The sequence below is a fragment of the Flavobacterium sp. CFBP9031 genome, assembly GCF_034044945.1.
In the GTDB taxonomy this organism is placed as follows: Bacteria; Bacteroidota; Bacteroidia; order Flavobacteriales; family Flavobacteriaceae; genus Flavobacterium.
This window is the reverse complement of sequence record NZ_JAXCWF010000002.1, coordinates 461,570-484,384: the sequence shown is the minus strand read 5'-3', so window position 1 is coordinate 484,384 and position 22,815 is coordinate 461,570. Positions and strand designations below refer to the sequence as shown.

General features: G+C 33.9%; 23 protein-coding genes. 7 read left to right on the top strand and 16 right to left on the bottom strand.

Going from position 1 to position 22,815, the window contains the following annotated elements:
• Positions 1-5: 5 nt before the first annotated feature.
• From SOM12_RS05635 to SOM12_RS05625, 3 genes are read right to left on the bottom strand one after another with little or no spacing between them, the layout of a single operon-like run.
• Positions 6-371, bottom strand: a complete 366-nt coding sequence (locus SOM12_RS05635) for a response regulator (RefSeq protein ID WP_095927599.1) — start codon at positions 369-371, stop codon at positions 6-8.
• Positions 372-389: 18 nt separating this feature from the next.
• Positions 390-3,956 carry a response regulator gene (locus SOM12_RS05630; RefSeq protein ID WP_320492706.1) on the bottom strand — a complete coding sequence of 1,189 codons (3,567 nt, stop codon included), beginning with the start codon at positions 3,954-3,956 and terminating at the stop codon, positions 390-392.
• Between the two features lie 16 nt (positions 3,957-3,972).
• Complete coding sequence (locus tag SOM12_RS05625) at positions 3,973-5,187, bottom strand: hybrid sensor histidine kinase/response regulator (RefSeq protein WP_095927601.1); 1,215 nt, start codon at positions 5,185-5,187, stop codon at positions 3,973-3,975.
• Positions 5,188-5,580: 393 nt separating this feature from the next.
• Between SOM12_RS05625 and SOM12_RS05620 the strand changes: the two genes are divergently transcribed.
• Together SOM12_RS05620 and SOM12_RS05615 are read left to right on the top strand one after the other, a co-directional pair.
• Entirely contained in the window at positions 5,581-6,426 is an 846-nt protein-coding gene (locus SOM12_RS05620) for an SDR family oxidoreductase (RefSeq protein ID WP_095927602.1), read from the top strand.
• Positions 6,427-6,621: 195 nt separating this feature from the next.
• Positions 6,622-6,882: a SemiSWEET family sugar transporter gene (locus SOM12_RS05615; RefSeq protein ID WP_095927603.1), complete on the top strand. Its 261-nt coding sequence runs from the start codon at positions 6,622-6,624 to the stop codon at positions 6,880-6,882.
• A gap of 68 nt (positions 6,883-6,950) precedes the next feature.
• Here the strand turns inward: SOM12_RS05615 and SOM12_RS05610 are convergent, their stop codons facing one another.
• Both SOM12_RS05610 and SOM12_RS05605 read right to left on the bottom strand, forming a co-directional pair.
• Entirely contained in the window at positions 6,951-7,763 is an 813-nt protein-coding gene (locus SOM12_RS05610; protein WP_320492705.1) for a hypothetical protein, read from the bottom strand.
• 413 nt (positions 7,764-8,176) lie between these two features.
• A complete protein-coding gene (locus tag SOM12_RS05605; RefSeq protein ID WP_095927605.1) occupies positions 8,177-8,518 on the bottom strand; it encodes a hypothetical protein in 342 nt (113 codons plus the stop codon).
• 210 nt (positions 8,519-8,728) lie between these two features.
• On the opposite strand from SOM12_RS05605, the gene SOM12_RS05600 reads away from it, so the two are divergent.
• Together SOM12_RS05600 and SOM12_RS05595 are read left to right on the top strand one after the other, a co-directional pair.
• Positions 8,729-9,385, top strand: coding sequence for a PAS domain-containing protein (locus tag SOM12_RS05600; protein ID WP_320492704.1), 657 nt, complete (start codon positions 8,729-8,731; stop codon positions 9,383-9,385).
• Between the two features lie 180 nt (positions 9,386-9,565).
• Positions 9,566-11,548 (top strand): PAS domain-containing sensor histidine kinase, encoded by a 1,983-nt coding sequence (locus tag SOM12_RS05595; RefSeq protein WP_320492703.1) that lies wholly within the window; start codon positions 9,566-9,568, stop codon positions 11,546-11,548.
• Here SOM12_RS05595 and SOM12_RS05590 read toward each other — a convergent pair.
• Positions 11,538-11,969: a response regulator gene (locus SOM12_RS05590; protein ID WP_320492702.1), complete on the bottom strand. Its 432-nt coding sequence runs from the start codon at positions 11,967-11,969 to the stop codon at positions 11,538-11,540. The two genes, SOM12_RS05595 and SOM12_RS05590, sit on opposite strands and share 11 nt — an antisense overlap.
• Positions 11,970-12,206: 237 nt before the next feature.
• Between SOM12_RS05590 and SOM12_RS05585 the strand changes: the two genes are divergently transcribed.
• Positions 12,207-12,707, top strand: a complete 501-nt coding sequence (locus SOM12_RS05585) for a pyridoxamine 5'-phosphate oxidase family protein (protein WP_248726461.1) — start codon at positions 12,207-12,209, stop codon at positions 12,705-12,707.
• 426 nt (positions 12,708-13,133) lie between these two features.
• Here SOM12_RS05585 and SOM12_RS05580 read toward each other — a convergent pair whose 3' ends face one another.
• The 3 genes from SOM12_RS05580 to SOM12_RS05570 all read right to left on the bottom strand — a co-directional run bounded on the left by SOM12_RS05580 (position 13,134) and on the right by SOM12_RS05570 (position 15,218).
• A complete protein-coding gene (locus SOM12_RS05580) occupies positions 13,134-13,847 on the bottom strand; it encodes a DUF72 domain-containing protein (RefSeq protein ID WP_095927609.1) in 714 nt (237 codons plus the stop codon).
• Positions 13,844-14,575: a DNA-formamidopyrimidine glycosylase family protein gene (locus SOM12_RS05575; protein WP_320492701.1), complete on the bottom strand. Its 732-nt coding sequence runs from the start codon at positions 14,573-14,575 to the stop codon at positions 13,844-13,846. Before SOM12_RS05575 ends, SOM12_RS05580 begins: the two co-directional genes overlap by 4 nt.
• 70 nt (positions 14,576-14,645) lie before the next feature.
• Positions 14,646-15,218, bottom strand: a complete 573-nt coding sequence (locus tag SOM12_RS05570; protein ID WP_248726458.1) for a ferritin-like domain-containing protein — start codon at positions 15,216-15,218, stop codon at positions 14,646-14,648.
• Positions 15,219-15,405: 187 nt separating this feature from the next.
• On the opposite strand from SOM12_RS05570, the gene SOM12_RS05565 reads away from it, so the two are divergent.
• On the top strand, positions 15,406-15,945 hold the full coding sequence (locus tag SOM12_RS05565) for a hypothetical protein (protein ID WP_320492700.1): 540 nt from the start codon (positions 15,406-15,408) through the stop codon (positions 15,943-15,945).
• 77 nt (positions 15,946-16,022) lie between these two features.
• Here the strand turns inward: SOM12_RS05565 and SOM12_RS05560 are convergent, their stop codons facing one another.
• The 5 genes from SOM12_RS05560 to SOM12_RS05540 all read right to left on the bottom strand — a co-directional run bounded on the left by SOM12_RS05560 (position 16,023) and on the right by SOM12_RS05540 (position 19,479).
• Positions 16,023-16,670: a DUF5661 family protein gene (locus tag SOM12_RS05560; RefSeq protein ID WP_320492699.1), complete on the bottom strand. Its 648-nt coding sequence runs from the start codon at positions 16,668-16,670 to the stop codon at positions 16,023-16,025.
• Between the two features lie 89 nt (positions 16,671-16,759).
• Positions 16,760-16,924 (bottom strand): DUF1328 domain-containing protein, encoded by a 165-nt coding sequence (locus SOM12_RS05555; RefSeq protein ID WP_008463190.1) that lies wholly within the window; start codon positions 16,922-16,924, stop codon positions 16,760-16,762.
• Between the two features lie 80 nt (positions 16,925-17,004).
• On the bottom strand, positions 17,005-18,102 hold the full coding sequence (locus tag SOM12_RS05550; RefSeq protein WP_320492698.1) for a DNA topoisomerase IB: 1,098 nt from the start codon (positions 18,100-18,102) through the stop codon (positions 17,005-17,007).
• Positions 18,103-18,143: 41 nt separating this feature from the next.
• Positions 18,144-18,383 (bottom strand): DUF7218 family protein, encoded by a 240-nt coding sequence (locus SOM12_RS05545; protein WP_320492697.1) that lies wholly within the window; start codon positions 18,381-18,383, stop codon positions 18,144-18,146.
• 238 nt (positions 18,384-18,621) lie between these two features.
• A complete protein-coding gene (locus SOM12_RS05540) occupies positions 18,622-19,479 on the bottom strand; it encodes an XAC2610-related protein (protein WP_320492696.1) in 858 nt (285 codons plus the stop codon).
• Positions 19,480-19,627: 148 nt separating this feature from the next.
• Here SOM12_RS05540 and SOM12_RS05535 point away from each other — a divergent pair, with 148 nt between their 5' ends.
• On the top strand, positions 19,628-20,215 hold the full coding sequence (locus SOM12_RS05535) for a DUF4142 domain-containing protein (RefSeq protein WP_095927616.1): 588 nt from the start codon (positions 19,628-19,630) through the stop codon (positions 20,213-20,215).
• Positions 20,216-20,426: 211 nt separating this feature from the next.
• Here the strand turns inward: SOM12_RS05535 and SOM12_RS05530 are convergent, their stop codons facing one another.
• Positions 20,427-21,410 (bottom strand): aldo/keto reductase, encoded by a 984-nt coding sequence (locus SOM12_RS05530; RefSeq protein ID WP_320492695.1) that lies wholly within the window; start codon positions 21,408-21,410, stop codon positions 20,427-20,429.
• A 243-nt stretch (positions 21,411-21,653) separates the two neighbouring features.
• On the bottom strand, positions 21,654-22,706 hold the full coding sequence (locus SOM12_RS05525) for an NAD(P)-dependent alcohol dehydrogenase (protein ID WP_320492694.1): 1,053 nt from the start codon (positions 22,704-22,706) through the stop codon (positions 21,654-21,656).
• Between the last annotated feature and the right edge of the window lie 109 nt (positions 22,707-22,815).

Here is a 22,815-nt window from a genome sequence, read left to right as displayed (position 1 = left end):
TTCATTTAAATTTCTCCCAAGATGTGAAGTAATTTATCTACATCTACAGGTTTTGAGATGTATGCATCTGCTCCGGCTTGTAAACATTTTTCTTTATCTCCTGCCATAGCTTGCGCTGTGACGGCAACTACAAAAGTATTCTCTTGAGACGGAATGGCTTTAATGAGCGGAATGGCCTCATAACCGTCCATTTCGGGCATCATCATATCCATCAAAACGGCGTCAATTGAATTGTCATTTGCTAATATTTTTAAGGCTTCTTCAGCACTTAAACAAGACAGACAGTCAAAAGATTTTGCCTTTAAGGTATTTACTAAAGCAAAAATATTTCTAGAATCGTCATCTACAATCAATACTTTTTTCTTTTCCATGTACAGTATTTTTTAAGATTAGATTTTATCGTATAACCAAACTCGAAGCAGCGATAATAACTGATCGACATCGACCGGTTTTGTAATATAATCTGAAGCTCCCGCTTTAATACATTTTTCTCTATCGCCTGTCATGGCTTTGGCCGTTACGGCAATTACGGCTAGGTTAAGAAATTTAGGATTGCTCCTAATTTTTTCTGCCGTTTCGTAACCGTCCATATTAGGCATCATCATATCTAACAATACGACATCGGTATCTGGATTTTCATCTAAAATTTTAATAGCCTCTTTTCCATCAAAAGCCGTAATAACAGTCATTTTAAAGGCTTCCAAAGCTTTAGAAAGCGAATAAATGTTTCGCACATCATCATCTACAATTAATACTTTTTTCTCGAATAAAATATTGTTTAACGAATTCAGTTTTTTACTGCTTTCTTTTCCTGCAGTTCCTTCTTTCTTATTTTCTACTAAGTGAAGGAAAAGCGAAACCTCATCGAGCATTCTCTGGTACGAATGTGCCGTTTTCACGATAATAGAATCGGCATATTTCTTAATTTTCAGTTCTTCTTTTATTGAAAGACTTTTTCCTGTAAATACAATTACCGGCAGATTTTCTAAACCTGGACTTTTCTTAACACCATCTAGAATTTCGTAGGCTTGCTTGTCTGGAATTCCCATATCGAGAATTACACAGTCTACTTCTTCTTTGCCCAAAGACGATAAACCTTCTGATACTTCACTTTTAATCTCCGAGTTAATATTATACGTTTCTAAGAAAAACGCCAGTGCTTTTGCATGTTTCGGATTGTCTTCAATAATTAAAACCTTTTGCGATTCTTTGTTTATAATATGTTCGATACGTTTAAAAACATCTGGAATTCGGTCAAAAGCAACAGGTTTGTCTAAGAAGTCTACCGCTCCTTTTAATAAACTTTCTTGTTTCAGTTTATGCGAAGACATAATGTGTACCGAAATATGTTTGGTATGAGAATGGTTTTTTAATTCTTCCAGAACCTGCCATCCGCTTTTTATTGGAAGTTCTATATCCAATAAAATTCCGATTGGTCTATAAATTAAAGCAAAATTCAAGGCATAATCACCTCTTACTGCCACTACTCCTTTGTACCCTTTTTTCTGAGTGAAAGCCAATAATGATTTGGCAAAATTGATGTCATCTTCTACAATCAAAATCACTTTATCACCTTCTACAATTGAATCTCTGTCATCTTCAATTTCTTGCGGAATAACTTCACTGATGTATTTCGGTCTTTCCTCATCACTTTCAGTTGTTACTTCGATTTCTTCTGCATGTGGAATTTTATTTACCGAAACTTTGTTGATCGCAAATCCTAAAACGGGAAGACACAACGTAAACGTACTTCCTTCGTTTACTTTACTATGCAATACAATTTCTCCTCTCAGTAATTTGGCCAATTCACGGCTAATTGATAATCCTAAACCAGTTCCGCCATACTTGCGTTTTGTTGAACCGTCGGCTTGCTGGAAGGCTTCAAAAATTAAGGGCTGTTTATCTAACGGAATTCCGATTCCGGTATCTTTTACAATAAAACAGATTATTTTCTCATCGTCTGTATCTACTTTTATTTCAAGAGAAACGGTTCCTTTCTCGGTAAATTTAATGGCATTCGAAATCAGGTTTTTCAGAATCTGCTCCAAACGCATTTTGTCTGTTTTAATGACAATTGGCGCATCTTTGGCAATAATTTCAAAATTAATTCCCTTCTCTTTTGCAACCAGATAAAACAAGTTATATAGGTTATCTGTAATTTCTTTGGTCGAAACATCCAAGAATTCCAGATCCATTTTTCCAGCTTCAATTTTAGATAAATCAAGGATTTCATCAATTAAACCTAATAAACTATTTCCTGAACTCTGAATTACTTTTGCAAATTCAATTTCTTCATTGTTCATTGTTTTATTGTTATTCTCAGACAATAAACGACTCAGCAATAAAATCGAATTCAGCGGTGTTCTCAACTCATGAGACATATTGGCCAAAAACTCCGATTTGTAACGCGTAGTCAATTCTAAAGCTTCTGATTTCTTTTGGATTTCAGTGTTTTTTTCTTCTAATAAAACGCTTCTTTCAGACAATTCTTCATTAGTTTGTTCCAATTCTTCCTGCTGTACGCGAAGTTCTTCTTCCGATGCTTGCAGTTTTTCGGTCTGTGCTTCCAATTCTGCATTTATAGCTTCCAATTCGCTATGTTGAATCTGTAATTCTTCTGACTGAGATTTGGTTTCTTCCAGAAGTTCCATTACCCTTTTACGGTTTTGGGTCGCTTTAATCGCAATTCCAATATTATTTGCCACAATATTCAAGAATTCAAGCTGCAAAACAGAAAATCCGTAAATGCTAGCCAGTTCCACTGCGCCTTCAATCTTGAAATCCATTAATGGCAATGCCACGATATGCGTAGGTTTTATTTCTCCCAATGCATAATTGATCTGAATATCATCTGGAGAAAGCGTTTTAAGTTCCAGCATTTTCCCAGAAACAATAGACTGGCCAATTAACCCCTCGCCTTTCTTGATTCTTTCTCTGTTTTTACTCGGTATGTAACTGTAACCTCCTGTAACTGTCAATTCTTCTCCATCAATCACATACAAAACTCCGGCACTGCTATTGGTATATTGGCATAAAAATTCGATTACATCTTTAGATAATTTCTGGATTGTTTTTTCTCCCAGCATTTTATCGTTCAAAGTTGCAACTCCCGATTGAAGCCATTCTTTTTGAGATAATAATTCGAAAGAATCTTTTAATGAATCTTTCATATTATGAATGGATGCGCCCAAAGCTCCTAAAGTATCTGATTTTCTATCGTCTATCTGAACATCATAATTTCCTTTAGAAATTTGTGTTGCAATACCGCTTATTACATCAAGTCTTTCAGCTGTTTCTTTATCTTTTCTCTCTAATTCCAGCTGCAATAAAGTTCTCTCGTTGTAATCCTTCAGAATTCTGATTAGGAAAACAATAGAAATAAGAAAGGCTATAAAGAAAGCAACAACAATTAAAGCTAAGCTATAATTCCCGTAACGTTCTGAATTGGAGTTGCGTTCTTCTAAAAGTTTTTGTTCTGTATTTTCAACTTTCCTGACGATCGCCTTAATCTCGTTCATCATATTTCTGCCTTCATTCAAATCAAAAATCAACGTTTCTTTGCTTAAACGTTTTTTGACAATCTGATTGTTTAGATATTTAAAGAAACCGGAACGTTTAGAGCGTAATTCTTCTAGCAATTTTTTCTGTGAAGGATTGTCAGATGTAAGTTCGTCCAACTTATCAAAATAAGTATTTGATTTCGCTTCAGCATCATTAAAACGGTCCACAAACTGCTCATCGCCTGTAAGTAGATAACCTCTCATACTGGTTTGGGCTTCTGTAATAATTGAGGAACCTTCGTTTAGGTTATATATTACATCCTGAGTATGGTTTACCCAAAAGTTACTGTTTAGTAGACTTTTAATACTAATAAAAGAGGCAACAGAACTAATCGTAAGTACAAGCAGTGAAACTAGTGAACTGATTAATAAATTTCTTTTAAAATTACCATTCATATATTCTAAATTATTTTTATTCGTATTTTAAAGGAAGAACAATGATAAAGCTTGCACCTTCTCCCACTTTACTTTTAGCTGTAATTAATCCGTTATGTTTTTCGATTATTTTCTTAGCAATTGCCAGTCCAATTCCTGTTCCTTCGTAAGATTGACGATCGTTTAAACTTTGAAAGATAATAAAAATACGATCAAGATAAATCTCATCAAAACCAATTCCGTTATCTTTTACTGTAATCCTGCAAAATTTGCCTTCTGGCGAAGTCGGACTTTCGATTGATTTTTCTAAAATAGTTTCCGAAGTAATTTCAATTACCGCTTTTTCTTCATTACCCGAGAATTTCAAAGCATTTCCTATTAGATTTTGAAAAACCTGGCGCATCTGGCTCGGAATACTATCTATTGTTGGAAGTTCGTTGGTTTTTATTGTGGCATTTTTGCGCTCAATTAAATAATCAAAATCTCCCAACACTTCCTGCAGAACAACATTCAAATCTGTTTTTTCAGGTTTTACCTGAGCAGAAAGCCTTGAATAAGCCAAAAGATCGGTAATTAAAGTTTGCATTCTTTCTGCCGATTTTATTGTTCGGTCAACATAATCGATTGCTTTGTCGTCTGCCTTTAAGTAAAGGTCTTTTATTATTTTGATAAAGATTTGAATCTTTCTAATTGGCTCATTTAAATCATGCGATACCACCCAAGAAAACTGTTGCAATTCGTGATTTCGAAGTTCCAGTTCTTCATTTTTCTGAACCAGTTCTTTTGTTCTTTCCGCGATTTTTATTTCAAGATTGTCCTGCGCTTCTTTTCTAATTTTTATTTCTTTAGAAAGAAGGTCTTTCATGACTTTAAGTTCATTTTGCTGTTCGTAGATTTTAATGAAGGTTTTTACTTTTAAAATCAGTAAATCGCTATCTACAGGTTTGGTAATGTACTCCACAGCACCTGTTTCATACCCCTTAAAGATGTATTTTTTCTCGGTATTAAGTGCCGAAAGAAAAATAACAGGAATATCTTTTGTACGTATATTTCCAGAAAGAATTTTTACTACCTCAAAACCATCGAGTCCCGGCATTTGAACATCCATAATAATCAGACAATAATCTGTTTTTAGGATTTTCTTTAAAGCTTCTTCTCCAGATTCGGCACTATCGACATCGATATTATGCAGCTCTAATGTTTTCTTTAAGGCAATAATATTGGCCCTTATATCGTCTACAATTAATACCATGCCATGTTGAAGCTAAATCGGTTGTAAATCAAAACTCTTGAATTTAAAGTGAAATTTAAAAATTTTCTTATTTTTTTAAAGAATCGCCGAAGTAACTCTTAAAAATTATGTGGAAATTCTCAAATGTATAAAAAAAATAACGAGCAGGTTTTTTATCTAAATCGAAAATAGTTACAAAATTCCCATCTTTCACTATCACATGAAACATATTGCATGATTCTTAACTTATTAGAAATTTCTTATTTTTTTAACTTCACAGCCCATTAGATGTATTTTCATACAAGTTTTCCCTTTTTGATTTTATTGAGGCAAACAAAATATCTTTTAAGACAAGTAAAATTGCAGTTATCTGGTAATTTTAAATGACACTACAAGCTTAAAAAAGAGTAAATCATGAAAAAGAAACAAACATTTCCCGAGCAAAAACAAAATCTTCCCGGCAATGAACACATGATGAATCCGGAGCCTGAAATTATACGAGAAAACTATGTTGGAAGCGGTAAATTATTCGGAAAAACGGCTTTTATTACTGGTGGCGACAGCGGAATTGGCCGAAGTGTTGCGGTACATTTTGCAAGAGAAGGCGCTAATATTGCAATTGTATATTTAAAAGAAGATAAAGATGCACTTGAAACCAAAGCAATGATCGAAAAAGAAGGCCAGCAATGCCTGCTGATTAATGGTGATTTGAAAGATGAAAAGTTTTGTAAAAGTGCCATTAAAAAATGCCATACTACTTTTAAAAGTCTTGATGTTTTGGTAAATAATGCTGCAACTCAGTTTCCGCAAACAGAAATAGAAAAAATAACTTCGGCGCAGCTCCATAAAACTTTTGAAACTAATATTTATCCTTTCTTTTATATCACAAAAGCAGCGCTTGCTTTCTTAAAGGAAGGTGATAGCATCATAAATACTACTTCTGTTACGGCTTTTCGCGGAAGCGAACACTTAGCAGATTATGCGAGTACAAAAGGCGCAATTGTGAGTTTTACCCGTTCGCTTTCGACTATGCTGGCAAAAAAGAAAATACGCGTAAATGGCGTTGCACCTGGACCAATCTGGACGCCCTTAATTGTAGCCACTTTTGATAAATTATCTGATTTTGGAAAAGACAATCCGATGGAAAGAGCTGGACAACCTTCTGAAGTGGCACCAGCTTATGTATTTCTGGCTTGCGAAGACAGCAGTTATATTACAGGGCAATTTATTCATATTAATGGAGGGGAATTGGTTGGTTAGTTTCTAAGATGCTGAGATTCTGAGATGCTAAGGTTCTGAGTTTTTTAACCATCAAGAGCCCTAAAGATTTTGTGATTTTATCTCGCAAAGGCGCAGAGTCGCAAAGCCTTTTACTAAGCTAAGCTATAGAAACAAAACTTTGCGACTCTGCGCCTTTGCGAGATTATTTTAAACCAACTTAACAAATCTTAAAAAATGAATTTTATAGATATCATCGGACTTTTTGCTGGAGGGTGTATTACACTGTCTACGATTCCGCAAATTATAAAGGTTTGGAAAACCAAGAAAGTAAAAGAAATTTCGCTACGGATGTTCAGTATTTTGACCTTTGGAATCGCGGTATGGATTGTTTACGGAATTCTCAAAAAAGACTTTCCAATTATTCTGACCAATAGTATTTCTTTCATTTTAAATCTCATCATGGTTTATTTCATTATTTACTATGAAAAAGAATAAATAATAAAATGAAAAAAACAGCTCGATCAAAGCTGTTTTTTTGAAAAGTGAAGAATATAGGATGCTTACTAGCTAGCTAATTTTTGGTTGTATGACTTTAATTCCAATTGGTATTTTCGAGGTTGTAGGTTTCGCTTTAAAAACTGTACTGGTGCTGTAATTGCGGTTAATTTCATATGAGATAATTTTCTGATCTCACTTAATTGTTTTACTGCAAAGTTCAAAATAGGTTCAAACGGAGTAAAATAATTATAACTATGTTGCGCTATCTCAAGTTCTAAAACTTCGCGAAGAATACCTTTCATTAGTATATAACGAACTAATCCTTGAGTTGGAATTCTTTTAAGTTCCTGAAATTTCTCTCCAATTTTGTGGTTTTCATCTCCTATATAAATGTAATTTCCAGAATTGCTCGTAAATATTTTTTTTACTTGAGAAACAAAATCACTTTCTTTATTTTCGATTGTTGTTGGCATTCCAATTAAAGAGAATTGAATATGCTGGTGACTTTGAAAATGCAATACACTGTTAATAGTAGAAGAATTGCTCATAATACCCGATTGCTGTTTTTTAAGGCAATGAGTTGCCCCATCGGCACCAAAACTATGCAAAACGTTTCCTTTCTCGCAATACGCAAAAAACACAGGCGCAAACGGATTCGATTCGATGCTTAAACTAAGTTCTTGAGTAAAAGTTAAATCAAAACTCAGATATGACATCTCTTTTTCAAAACGAACGCCAGAAATGCTTCCCTTTGCCCATTTTGATTTAATCGTCAAATTGTATTCATTGGCAGAAACTTTTAATTTCCCTCCAAAACTCTCTTTAAGATTATTAAAAACAGCATCAAAGCTTCCTGTATTTATGTAAAGTTTTTTCATTATATGGTTTGGTTTTAGTAAAAGCGGTTAGTAATTATTTACGTATAAAAACCAACCTTGGTTGCTAACTTTCTATAATCCAAATTTCGTTTATATTGTCAGTCAATTCTTTATACAATTTTGTGCAGATATTTCATAATTATTATTTAAAGTTGCTAAGTTGCTAAGTTGCTGAGATACTGAGATACTAAGTTTCTCAAACTCAAAAACCAGTAAAAAAACTACCTCAAATGAATTCAAACTAAGGAACTAAACTTCTACCTTTCTCACTTTAAAAAAACAAAGAGCAAAAAAACTTAGTATCTCAGTATCTCAGCATCTTTGCAACTTCCAAAAAAAAAAGCAGCTGCCTCAAATAAATTTGAAACAACTGCTCATCAGCAAAATAAAAATACCAATCTATTTTTATTCTTTTATGTTAATTCGTTTATGTCTGCATTTTTGGAATAATTGGCTTTCGGAATGTCTTTAAAAAATTCGGCTTCTTCCAAATCTGCCGTTGGACCATATCCTAATAAATGAGTTCCCTTGCCTCCGTCTTTAGTTTCTATTATGTATAAGATTGACATATCATCGGGATCACTCATACCTTCATAACGATGATGCGCCACAATAAAAATATCTTCTGGTTTATAGGCTACTTTGCTTTCTGAATTTATCAAATGGTCGTTTTCGAATAAATAATTTACCATGTATCCTTCCTCTTGATATCTCTTTATATTATCGGTTTCGTGTTTTGAATCTTCCCTTTTCATTGTTTTTTATTTTTAACTGTTATTCAAATTTCCGCATAGGAAAGCGATAAAATTAACTCTAACGATTTTAATCTTGCCTCATTTAAAAATCACTTTTCTGCGAATATTTATTTTCACTAATTTTAACAAAACATAATTCAAAAACAAGAATTTACTAACTTTAATACGAATGAAAAGTAGCTTGTTAACAAGACGAAAAATAAGATTTTAATGAATAGCAACAAATATGATTTTCTCGCAAACGGAGGAGAAATGGGTATGCTTACTCGCGACAAAGATTGGAGTAAAACTGCCCTTGGGCCTGTGGAATCATGGCCTCAAAGCCTTCGAACTACTTTAGGAATTCTTCTAAACTCTAAATTTCCCATGTTTTTATTTTGGGGACAAGATCATATTTGCTTTTACAATGACGCCTATCGTCCAAGTCTAGGAAATAACGGTAAGCATCCTTCTATTCTAGGCCAAAAAGGAGCCGATTACTGGCCTGAAATCTGGGATTTTATTAAGCCTTTAATCGATCAAGTGCTTCAAAACGGGGAAGCAACATGGCACGAAGACCAATTATTGCCAATTTATAGAAATGGAAAATTGGAAGATGTTTACTGGACATTTAGCTACAGTCCCGTAAATGATGAAAACGGAAAAACAAGTGGCGTTTTGGTAATTTGTAATGAAACGACCAAACAGATAAATACTCTTAAAAAACTCGAAGAAAGCGAAAGACGTTTTAGAAATACAGTTAAACAATTGCCTCTCGGAATTTGTGTTTTAAAAGGTGCCGATCTTATTGTTGAGATGGCCAATACCACTTATCTGCATATCATTGATAGAGAAGAAAGTGCCATATTAAACAAATCTATTTTTTAATCTGTTCCCGAAACTAGAGAAACTGCCTATCCTATTATAAAAAAGGTTTTCGAAACTGGCGAACCTTACTATGCAGATGAATTTGCTGTAACCTTAAATCGTTACAACCAAGAAGAACTAGCTTATTTCAATCTCGTCTTTTATCCTTTAACTGAAGAAAACGAGATTACGGGAGTTATTGTGGTTGCGTATGAAGTAACCGAAGAAGTAAAAGGCAGATATCTTCTGGCAGAAAATGAAAAAGCTTTTCGCAATATTGTAATAGATTCTCCTATTGCAATGGCAATTTTTAGAGGAAAAGATTTCGTTATCGAAATGGCCAATAAAGCCATGATGCATAACATTTGGCAAAAGGAAGAAAAAGAATGTATTGGAATTCCGTTACTAGATGTTTTTCCTGAATTGAAAAACCAAAAATATCCTGAATTATTACATGATGTTCTTAATGGAAAAACGATTCGGGAGAATGAGGCAGTCGCTTATGTTGACATTAAAGGAAGTCTAAAAAAATTCTATCTGGATTACGAATATACTACGCTATACGAAAAAAACGGAAAGGCATCTGGCATAATGTGTACGGTTTATGATGTAACTTCTAAAGTTAAAGCCAGAAAAAAACTGGAAACTGCCGAAGCAAGAACGCGTTTGTCTACTGAAATTGCCCAAATTGCCATGTGGGATTTAAATCTTAAAACAAAGAAACTAATCTACAGTGATACTATTCTAGACATTTTCGGATTTGAGAAAAACACAAAGATTGTGCATCAGGACATTCGAAGTCGTGTACTTCCAGAAGACGAGGATATTGTTCTAGACGCTTTCGCGGAAGCATTAAAAACAGGAATTTACAAATATGAAGCTCGAATTTTAAAAGTAGATCATTCGATTGCATGGATTAAAGTTCAGGGTAAAATCTTTTTTGATGAAAATAACGAACCTTCTAAAATGTTGGGAACTGTGATGGATTTTACAATCGAAAAAGAAATTCAGCACGTTTTGATGAAGAGCGAACAAAAATTTAGGCTTCTCGCCGATTCTATACCTCAGTTCATCTGGACGAGTGATACTCTAGGAAATCTGAATTATTTTAATGAAACAGTTTACAGCTATTCTGGATTGTCTAAAGAAGAAATTGAGAAAAATGGCTGGCTTCAAATTGTGCATCCCGACGACCGCGAGGAAAATGTGAAACTATGGATGGAATCTGTAAAAACAGGAAATGATTTTCTGTTTATTCACCGTTTTAAACGTTATGATGGCGAATACAGATGGCAGCTCAGCCGTGCAATAGCGCAATTGGATGAATTTGGAAAGATTCAAATGTGGGTTGGAACAAGCACTGATATAGAAGAACAAAAGAACTTTACCAATAAACTAGAAGATCAAATTATAGAGCGTACCACACAATTGGAACTCAAAAACAGGGATTTGATTAATATGAATATAGAACTGCAGTCATTTGCTTATATCTCAAGCCATGATTTGCAGGAACCGCTGCGAAAAATTCAGACTTTCGCAAGCCGATTGGCTACTCTAGACGAGCAGAATATTTCTACAAATGCCAGAACTTATTTAGCTAGAATTGAGTTTTCGGCAAAGAAAATGCAAAATCTAATTCAGGATTTATTAACCTATTCCCGTACCAATTCTGCCGATCGCATTTTTACAACGGTTAAAATAGACGATATTGCAGAAGAAGTAATAAGTGATTTTTCTGATCGAATTGAAGAAAAAAATGCTGTTGTAGAATATCACGATTTAGGAGAAGCCAATCTTATTCAGTTTCAGTTTAGACAGTTGCTGCATAATTTGGTAGAAAATGCCTTGAAATTTTCTATTCCTAGTGTTCCTCCAAAAGTGAAAATTTCTGCTACGCAAATTGATGGAAAATCGCTTCCTAATGCTGAATTTAAAGACAAAAATTACCTCCATCTTCAAGTTGAAGATAACGGAATTGGTTTTGAACCTATTTATAAAGAAAAAATCTTTGAAGTTTTTCAGCGCTTAAATACCGACAGTGAATACAAAGGAACTGGAATTGGTCTTGCAATCGTGAAAAAAATCGTTGAAAACCATAGAGGTTTCATCACAGTTTCTAGCGAAAAAGGCAAAGGCTCTACTTTTAATATTTACATTCCCGATTTGTCTGAAATTAATATTTAAACACAAAATTGGATTGATTAGGAATAAATTTTTCCCAATCAATTTGTACTGCGTGCTCTATAGATTTTATAATGTCTTTCATTAAAACTGGCTTTGTAATAAAGCAATTGGCGCCAAGTTTACGGCATTTTTCAATAATTCCAGGTTCGCTTGAAGTAGAATAAATTACAACAGGAATATCTTTTTTATAATCTGAAGTTCGAAGTTCTTCTAGAACATCAAACCCATTTTTTCCAGGCATGTTTAAATCTAAAAAAACGACATAAGGCGTAACAGGCGGATGGGAAATTGCGTTTAAAAAATTCTGTCCGCCAGAATACGTTTGAAGTGTAATGTTCTGAGGTATAGATTCTACGGCATCAGCAAAAATACACAAATCATCTTCGTCGTCGTCGGTATAGAATATAGTAAACTCTCTCATGCGTCTTTTGGCTTAGAATTTTAATCTCTCAAATATAATGTAATTTTATGTAACAAACAGATTTTGAACTAATTTCTTACAAAAACAGCAAATTGAAATCTCATAATTTATAAGCTTAATTATATAATCTAAAAAAGGGTAAAAAGAGCCAACTTTACTTGTAGCTATTATCAACGACAAACAAAATAGTATTTGTCAAGCAATTAACTATAAAATATAACTTAAAAGTATACTATTATGGGCGATCATAAAGACCTTACAGACGAATTTGCAGTAGATAAAATAAAAGATCTAGCTGAGCACATTAAAACTTGTATGTTTTGTACATACAATGAATATAGATTACAGTCACGACCGATGTCTGTTCAGAAAATCGATGATTTGGGACAGCTTTGGTTTTTATCTGACCGAAACAGCAGTCAGAATGCAGAAATTACTTTGAATCCGATGGTTGAAATATTCTTTTCTGAACCGCATGATAAATTTCTAACGCTTCACGGAACCGCAAGTATTTCATACGATCGAGAAACTATCGAAAAATTATGGAATCCTCTTGTAAAAATCTGGATGCCTGGCGGTGTAGACGATCCGAATCTAAGTGTTATAAAAGTAGTCCCTGAAGATGGTTACTATTGGAACAACAAAAACGGAAAAATGGTTGCCATTGCTAAAATGACAGCGGCTTTTGTAACAGGAAAAACGATGGATGACGGAATTGAAGGAAGCTTGAAATTGTAGCTTTTTTATTTAAAGTTTTTTTAACCACAAAGAGCATAAAGTATACGCAAAGTTCGCTAAGATTTTTCTTTTGCTTGCCTTGTGTATACTTTATGCTCTTTGCGGTTATTTTTTTGCCACAGGTTAAGAGGATTAAAAAGATTTAAAGTAGATACGAATTACTTCGCCTATTCGTCCTTCATCCTCGAGTCATAAATTATTTTTCCCGCAGATTTAGCAGATTTAGCAGATTTTGAACATAGAATCAGCCTAATCTGCTAAATCTGCGAGAGAGAAATAACAAGTTAAAAAGTTATAAGTTTGTGAAACAAATTATTCCGAAAGCAAATTAAACTCAAAGCTTTGCGAACTTTTTAACGCATGCATTAAGCCTTCAAAATAAAAAAAAACTTTGGGAACTTTGCGTTAAAAAAAATACAGACAGACTTAAGCATTCATTCTCTTCAATTCCAGAGCATTCAAAATACCCGCTTCGCTTGCTGTATTATTAAAATATACAAATCCTTTTTTGGAATGAATCTGATGGTTTATTTGCTGTAATTCTTCTGTAGAATAACTAGAATGAAATAATTTCGGGATTCCGTGAAAACGAATGTAAAGCAGTGGAAAATCTTTAAAAATAGTTTTAGGAAGATTAGGATAACTTACACTGCAAAAGGTAATATTATTTTCTTTGAAAACAGTCCAAACCTCATCATTCCACCAGCTTTCGTGACGAAATTCGACTACATTTTTAAAATTATAATCCAAACTATTGATTATGGTTTCTAATTTTTCTCGGCTAAAAACGTAACTCGGCGGAAATTGAAATAAAACTGTTGCCAGTTTTTCCTTCATTCCTTCTTTACAAACTTCATAAAAGTCATTGAGCAGAGTTTCGCATTCTTGCAATTTTTTAATATGCGTAATTTCTTTTGGTACTTTAACCGAAAACTTGAAAGATTCAGGCGTTTTATTGTACCAATTTTGAAAAATACGAACAGTCGGAAATTTATAAAAGCTTCCGTTAAACTCATACGTATCAAAATGATGGCAATAAAAATCAAACCATTGCTTTGAAGGCAGATTTTGAGGATAAAAAATATTCTTCCAAAAACTGTTATAAAAACTTGAACATCCTATTATTACTTGATTTTTCATTTGTATAGTTGTTGACAATTGGTGCAGAAAAAGCTTCTGCGTTTTCGTTCTCCCGTCTGTTTTTTTTCAAACGGCAGATTACATCGTAAGCAAATACTTTTGGTATAAGCTTCCCAATGTTGTTTCAGTTCAAATTTCTTTTTCCAGTATAAAAATTCAAAACTGTAAATAGAAGATTCAGCAATTAGCTGGCTTATAAGATGAGGCGGAATCTTCTCCACAATCGACTCTGGATGAACATAGCAGCGATACAAAACCTCATTTTTTATGATATTGCCCACTCCAGAAAAAACATCCTGATCTAATAGTACATCGCAGATCATTTTCTCAGGCATTTTTTCAATACTCATCTGTGCTTTTTTCGGATTCCAATCTTCATTCATTACATCAACACTCCAATCATAATGAGAATTGATATCGCCTTCTAAGATTTTAACTGAGCAGGTGTAGAAATTAATTTCGCCCTTATCAAAAACTAAACTTAGTCTGGGTTTTGAAGTTTTGCGCTCGTTAACTCGGTAGGTTCCGAACATTAGCATGTGAATTTTTACCGTAAAAGAATCAAAACAGATTAAAAAATGCTTCCCCCAGGTTTTAAAGGCAAGAATCGTTTTATCCTTCAGTCGAGAAATATCAATATGCGTATTTCCAGATACAGAAATTATTTTCTGTCCAGTAAATTGTTGCACTTCTTCTTTTAAGATGACTATAGACGGACCTTCGGGCATATACTGTATTTTTTATTTAACTAAAAAAGTGCAGTTTTAGAACTGCACTTTTATTTCATTTTTCAAACCGCTATTCAATTTCGGCAGCTTCAAGATTCACTGCATTTACAGCGACTTCTGTAAGTGTTTTATCGGCTCCTTTTTCTTCATCGAGTGTTTGTTCCAATAAAGTTGCTGCTTCTGGCAAACCAAGCGTTTCTGCAAATTGTCTTAAAGTACCGTAAGTGGCAATTTCGTAATGCTCGATTTTCTGACTTGCCGCAATAATTCCTGCATCACGCACTACTCCAAGCTCCGTTTCTTCCAGCATTCCTTTGGCTTCTTCAATTAAACCTTCCATCGCATCGCATTTTTTTGCCGTTGCTTTTTTGCCAATAATTTTAAATACCTCTTCCAAACGGACAATTTGTTCTTCTGTTTCGGTTAAATGATTATCAATTGCATCTTTCAATTCAACAGAAGAAGCATTTTTAACCATTACAGGCAAAGCTTTTAAAAGTGCTTTTTCTGCCCAATAGATATCTTTTAAACCATCTTCAAATAATTCGGTTAATCCTGAAGCGGCATTAGATTTCGGCTTCGTAACGCCTCTCGGTGTAGTTTCTTTTGCAGCAGCTGCATTTTTACTATCTGTAGTTTTCATGGTAATAGTTTTTATGATTAATATGATGGTAAAATTACTGCCTGTACTATCAGACTGGTTATATGATTACAAGTTAAAATTCCATTCTAAACATCTGTTAATTATAGAATTACACTAAATAATTTTATAATATATTCCGCCAACTTCATGCTAGCTTTGTATATATAATCATTAAAAAACAGCGATCATGAATACTATAGATAAAAACAACAGCACGAATAAAGATTTCAAAAATCATTTCTCAAATGATCGAAACCTTGCAGAAGATCTTAAAGATGATATTAAAAAACCCGATAATGATAATCGCGAAATTGCAGAACGAGGTTATACGGTAAGAAACGGCTATAATCCGAACAGACCAAATCCAGATCAAGACGATTTTGTAAGTGATGATGATTTGGACGATCTAAACGACGATTTTCATACTGACAGAGATCTCGAAGACAACAACGACGATGTTTATGAAGTTGAACTGGAAGATGATAATTATGTAGAAGAAAATGACGAATTTGACAATCCTTCCGATTTAAAAGAAGACGAATACGACTTTAACGAAACCGAAGATGTTTTGGAAGACATTGATGATGAAGACGATGACGATGATGATGAAGACGAGTACATCGAAGAGGATATTGAAGAAGAAGATGATACTGATTATATCGAAGACGATGTTCAGGAAGATAAGGATGATGAAAGGTATCCCGAAAATGATCCACGAAGATTGTAATAGTTCATTCTACGAAAAAACAAAACCGTCTCGTTAAAGAACGAGACGGTTTTGTTTTGAGTCTAAAACTTAACTACTTAATCTCCAATAATTTTCAATACTGGAATATCGTCCATTCGGGCTAAACGCTCGGCTAATCCAGCTCTGGCTTCATTAAGCTCTTGTTCAGCTTTCCCTAATTCTATATACCATTTTTCTTTACCGACTGGCGATGATTCTATTTTTCTGATAATTTCATAAATCTCACCCTCCGCTTCCATTACTTTTAGTCTTTTATAATAAGTCAGACTTTCGGTCATGTGCGCAAGCGCAATCATAGCGGTCAAAAACGGATGGTTATTAGTTACATTTACGTCTTTTATTCTACCGTGTTCCAACTCTACTTTTAATGCAAAAGCGAATTCTTCCATATTAAAAGCTTCATGCTTACTTTTTGGATCTAGATAAGCTTTTATTGCATGAACATTATTCATTGTAGAAAGATCAACATCGGTGTGATTTTTATCGTTTAAATCTTTAAAAACCACATTTGCAATAGCTCGTGCTTCTGCAGTTGTCGGATCATTTTCAGGATTTTCAAAATCACGTACCGACCAATCCCAATCTTTAGGATGAACAGGTTTTATATACTTTTCACAAAAATCTGTCACATCATTCTTTAGGCTTACCATTTCATCTTCTCTTTTGATATAAACATCCTGGTAAGCACCGCTTTTTGTTCCCATGATTTGGCTTTTTTAATGAAACCACAAACGACACATTTACTAAATGAAATGTGTCGTTTTTGATTTGTTTGTATTTACTGATACTTCTTCTATACTCTTGTTGATCTTCCGCTTATTAAAGAAATAACAAAAAGAACTAAAAATATAAAGAATAAAATTTTTGCTATACTAGCAGCTCCAGCGGCAATTCCACCGAAACCAAATATTCCCGCCACTATGGCTAGAATAATAAAAGTGACTGTCCAACGTAACATAATAATAGTTTTTTAGTTAATAATGATTTTGTTTGTATTCCAAACTTTTGAAGCTTTTGGGAGAGATGCTCCAACTCTTTTTATTGACATGATGCTTCTAGATTGATCTCATAATTTTGAATCAATTCCGAGAATGCACTTTCTGTTTTTGTAAAATATTTTTTCGTACTTCTGCTTTTTTTGACCTTATCAAAATACTCCTGAATAGAACCATCTTCATAAGTCGAAATCAAAAGCGGATGAACGTAATAATCTTTGCATACTTTTCTGGTGTTTCCGAGCGCTTCGGCTGTCAGATCAAAAGCAGTTATGATATTCTGCTTGATTTCTTTTTCATCTGGAGTCACTCCTATTTCCATTAGGCTTTCAAAGAAAATAATAGAGGCTGCCCAGGTTCTAAAATCTTTCGCACTGAAATATTCTCCCGAAATATGGTGCAGATATTCATTGACCATATGACTGTCCAGTACTTTTTTCTCTCCGTTTTTATCGTAATATTTAAAAACTTCCCAGCCTGGAATTTCTTCGCAACGGCTCACCAGTTTGATCAATTGTTTGTTTCGGGTCGTAATGGTATGCTGTTTCCCTTTTTTGCCAACAAATTCAAATCGAAGCGAATTCTTATTGATATTAATATGACGTTTTCTAAGAGTCGAAAGTCCGTACGATTTGTTGTCTTTGGCATATTTCTCATTTCCGATTCGAATATGCGTTTCTTCCATTAATCGAATGACCAAAGCGGTTACTTTTTCTTTAGACCATTCCTTCTGTTCCAGATCAAGATCAACTTGCTTTCTAATCGCTGGAAGTTTAGACCCAAATTCAGCAATTTTATAAAACTTGGTCTGATTTCGAATCAAATTCCATTTTGGATGATAGCGATATTGTTTTCTGTTTTTAAGATCAGTTCCTACGGCTTGTAAATGTCCATTTGTAATATCGGTGATACGAACATTCTCCCAAGCTGGCGGAAGTACCAGACTATTAATGCGTTTAATTTCATGTTTGCTTTTTACATTCTTTCCGTTCTTTTTATAAACGAAATTTCCTCCTTCGCGACAGCGTACAATTGTCAATTGATAATCATTGATGTACTCCAAATCTAGTTTTTCAATTACTAAATGTGGCGCTTTTATCAGCTGATTCATTAAGATTTCTTTTTTGGCTGTGGCGTTCATGATATTATTATTTTTATCGCATTACTATTTTATTTTAAATTCTAATTATTTCTTAAAGACTCAATCAAGGCTTTTTTATTCATATAAGATCTTCCTTTTATGCCTACTTTACTGGCTTGTTTGAGAAGTTCTTCCTTTGTCCATTCGTCATAAGGTTTCGCTTTTCCACCTTTCTTCCCTGCATCTGGAGTATTAGCAATACGAGCCGATTTTTCTTTGCTGTATCCTTTTTTTACCAATGCTTCATATTGCGCTTCATTCTTAATTCTTGGATTAGGCATGACTTTAATTTTTAATATTATTTCTAAAAATCTGATAAGTCAAAGTTCTTCAAAAAGTAAGGTGATTCTGTTATAGAATTTTGGCTGGAAATTTCATTTTTGTGGGATGGGAATTGTGAAAGGCGGAATGTAAATTTGTGTTTTTGTGAAATGTGAAATGTGAAATGTTAGAAGTCAAAAAAAAATCCCAACTCTTATGGAGTTGGGATTGTATAAGTAAAAAGTTTAAAATAAGTAGCTAATCACATTTAATCTTCTTATAATCGCCTGTTTTATCGTCATATTCTAAGCAAGTCTTTTTTACTTGAACCATTTTATTATTAACGACTTTGTATTCGGTTCTTTCAATGCTTCTGCCTGCACAACACTGATTGTGTTCCACTATACTTTTAGTTTTACTATCAAATTCTAAAGAAGTCCCAGTAAAACCTCCATCAAAATATTTTTCTGTTTTCGGATTGTACAGAAAATAGGTCCTAGAAGTATTTGGTCCCGCATAACTTGTTTCAAAAACAGAAAAATCCTCAAATCCGTCAAAATTATAATCTCCAATATTTAAGCTAAACAATCCCCAAAAATCTCCTCCTACATCAATTTTCTGAATCAATTTATCGGTCTTTTTTTCAATGATTTTTACTCCCGAAATTCTTTTTTCTTTTGAAATAATTAATTTAAAATACTTCCCTTTTAAAGAAACGGGCTGTAGAATTTCCCTTTCTGTCCCTTCCTCACCATTATTATAGTTAAGGTCAAATTCTTTTGTCAAACTAATTTTAAGTTCTTTTCCTGAAATCAAATCTTTCCAAATTCCATTTAATTGATCGTTTTCTGCATTATAATTTTCGAAACTTAATTGGGCCGTTTCTTTATTATTTTTATCTTTTTCAGTGAATCCCAAAGTAGTTCCTTTCAACTTAGCATTTAAAACAATTGGAGTGTCATAATTGGAATAAGCATAAATTGCCGATCCTTGCCCGTCAGAATAAATATCGGTTACAAATTCAATTGGATATTTATCAATGAAACCTTTATAATTGATTTGGCCTGATACAAGAGCTGTAGCTAAAAGAAATAGAATTGTAATTTTTTGTTTCATGAATAATCTTTTTACTTCCTAATATACAAACATACATTTTCTAATTATAAAAGAGCATCCAAATCCTATAACAATCTCTCAAAATCCTGTAAGACATTCCTGTATGTTCTTAATAATTTTACATCATAACATTTAAACTATTAAAATCATGAAAAAGTTATTATTAGCCGGAAAAGCCATTTTAGGAGCAGGACTTATTATATTATTCCTTCAATCTTGTAAAAACGAAACTAAACAAGAGGATCCAAAAGAAGTTGCAGAAGATGCAAATGAAGCAAAATTTGATTCTATTGATAGCAAAGAAGATGATTCTGAATTTTTAGTAGATCAAGCTGAAATTAATTTAGCTGAAATCGAAATCGGTAAACTGGCACAAACAAAAAGTACAAACCCTGAAGTGAAAAAATTTGGTAAAATGCTTGTTGATGAGCACACTAAATCGGCTTCGGAAGTTAGTGCTTTAGCAAAAGCAAAAAACTTTACTCTACCAACTTCTCTAACTGAAGAAGGTCAAGAGGAATACAATAAACTAAACGAAAAAACGGGAGTTGATTTCGATAAAAAATTCGCAGACATGATGATTGATGGTCACGAAAAAGCGATTAAAAAACTAGATAAAGCTGCAAAAGATGCTAATGATCAGGAAGTAAGAACTTGGGCTTCTAACAATATTGCAGGTTTAACAGCGCACTTAGAACATGCTAAAATGCTGAAACAAAATCTAGACAAAAAGTAATTAAGACGCTAAGATTCTAAGGTTCTGAGATTCTAAGAATAAAGTATCTAAGAACCTCAAATCTTTGCTAAAAAAACCCCTCAAGAGTTGAATTGCTTGAGGGGTTTGTTTTTTTTAGATGCTTTTTTTTAGATGCTAAGATTCTAAGTTGCTAAGGTTTTGAGTTTTCTCTTAGTTGCTTAGTATCTTAGCGTCTTAGAATCTCAGAAACTTATTTCCCTGCTATTTTCTGCAGATGTTCTGGGTATCTTGATCCTTCAATTGTTATTTTTGAAGCTGCATTTTCGATTTCTGCTAGATCTTGTGCAGAAAGTACTAAATCTGTTGCGCCAAGGTTTTCTTCCAGACGATGTAGTTTGGTTGTTCCTGGAATTGGTGCAATCCAAGGTTTTTGAGCCAAAATCCATGCAAGCGCTACCTGTGCGTTTGTTGCTCCTTTATCAGAAGCTATTTTAGATAATAAATCTACTAAAGCTTGATTTACTTTTCGGGCTTCTGGCGTGAAACGCGGAAGTGTATTTCTAAAATCTGTACTGTCAAATTGCGTGTTTTCATCAATTTTAGCCGTTAGAAAACCTCTTCCTAGCGGACTAAAAGGCACGAAACCAATTCCTAATTCTTCTAATAGCGGAAAAATTTCTTCTTCTGGAGTTCTCCACCAAAGAGAATACTCGCTCTGAAGCGCTGTTACAGGCTGAACTGCATGTGCACGTCGAATACTTTCTACGCCCGCTTCTGAAAGTCCAAAATGTTTTACTTTTCCTTCCTGAATTAAATCCTTTATAGTTCCTGCAACGTCTTCCATAGGAACATTTGGATCAACACGATGTTGGTAATACAAATCGATTACCTCGGTGTTTAATCTTTTTAAGGATCCTTCAATGCTTTTTCTTATCCATTCTGGACGGCTGTCTAATCCTTTTTTAGAATCGCCTTCCAAAAAGCCGAATTTTGTGGCAATTACAACTTTATTGCGAAAAGGCGATAATGCCTCTCCCAATAACTCTTCGTTCAAAAATGGTCCGTAACATTCTGCCGTATCAAAAAAGGTAATTCCTTTTTCGTAAGCAGAACGCAACAAACTTATCATTTCTTTTTTATCATGAGCTGGCCCGTAGCCAAAACTCATTCCCATGCAGCCCAGTCCCAACGCGGAGACTTCTAAGCCACTATTTCCTAGTTTTCTTGTTTGCATGTTTTTTTTTTAAAGTTTCTAAGATGCTGAGATGCTAAGGTTGTAAGTTTTCTTTACTTTGTCTTTAAATCTCGGTTATTTTTTAAAGTTTCTAAGATGCTGAGACGCTAAGATTCTAAGTTTTTTTCTCTTTAATCCTACTTAATCTCTGCTCCTTGTTTTTTTACATAATTTCTAAATTAGCCAAGATTCTAAGCACTAAAGAGAAAACTTAGCATCTTAGAACCTTAGCAACTTAGTATCTTATTTAAGTGACTCCATATCAATTACAAAACGGTATTTAACATCTCCTTTTAGTAATCTTTCGTAGGCATCATTAACATCATTCACACCGATTACTTCTACGTCTGATGTGATATTATGTTCGGCACAGAAGTCTAACATTTCCTGAGTTTCAGCGATTCCTCCTATTAGAGATCCTGAGAAACTTCTTCTTCCTAAAATCAAGCTGAAAGAAGTTACAGGAAGCGGATCCATTGGCGCTCCAACTAAAGTTAATGTTCCGTCTACTTTCAATAAATTTAAATACGAATCAATACTGTGTTCAGCAGAAACGCAGTCTAAAATGAAGTTTAAACTTCTAGCGTGTGCTGCCATCTGCGCTTCATCTGTAGACAATACAACCTCATCTGCTCCAAGGCGTTTTGCGTCTTCTGTTTTAGATAAAGATGTAGTAAAAACCACAACGTGAGCTCCCATAGCCTTCGCTATTTTTATTCCCATATGGCCAAGACCGCCAATACCTACAATTCCAACTTTTTGACCAGGACCAACTTTCCAATGTTTTAATGGTGAATAAGTTGTAATTCCTGCACACAATAATGGTGCAACAGCAGAAAGTTCTAATTTATCTGAAATATGCAGTACAAAGTTTTCATCAACTACAATACTTTGAGAGTAACCTCCATAAGTTTGTCCTCCTAAGTGTTTGTCAGGCGAATTAAATGTTTGGATATTTCCTTCATCACAAAATTGCTCTAAATCATTTTTGCAGTGCTCACATTCTCGGCAAGAATCAACCATACAGCCCACTCCCGCTAAATCTCCAATTTTGAAACCTTTTACATGATCTCCAACTTTTGTTACACGACCTACAATTTCATGTCCAGGAACAATCGGATAAATTGTACCATGCCATTCATTTCTAGCTGAGTGTAAATCGGAGTGACAGATTCCGCAATATAAAATTTCGATTTCTACGTCGTGTGCCTGTACTGCTCTTCTTTTAATATCTAGGGTCTTTAACGGTGCTTCGGCAGCTTCGGTACCAAAGGCTTTAATGTTTTTTGTTTCCATAATTTATTTGTTGTTTTTTGTTTCAAGTTTAAAGTTTAAAGTTTCAGGTTTCATGTTTCAGGTTTCATGTTTTAAAACTGTTGAAAAAAGGCATAGAGAGTCTACCAAA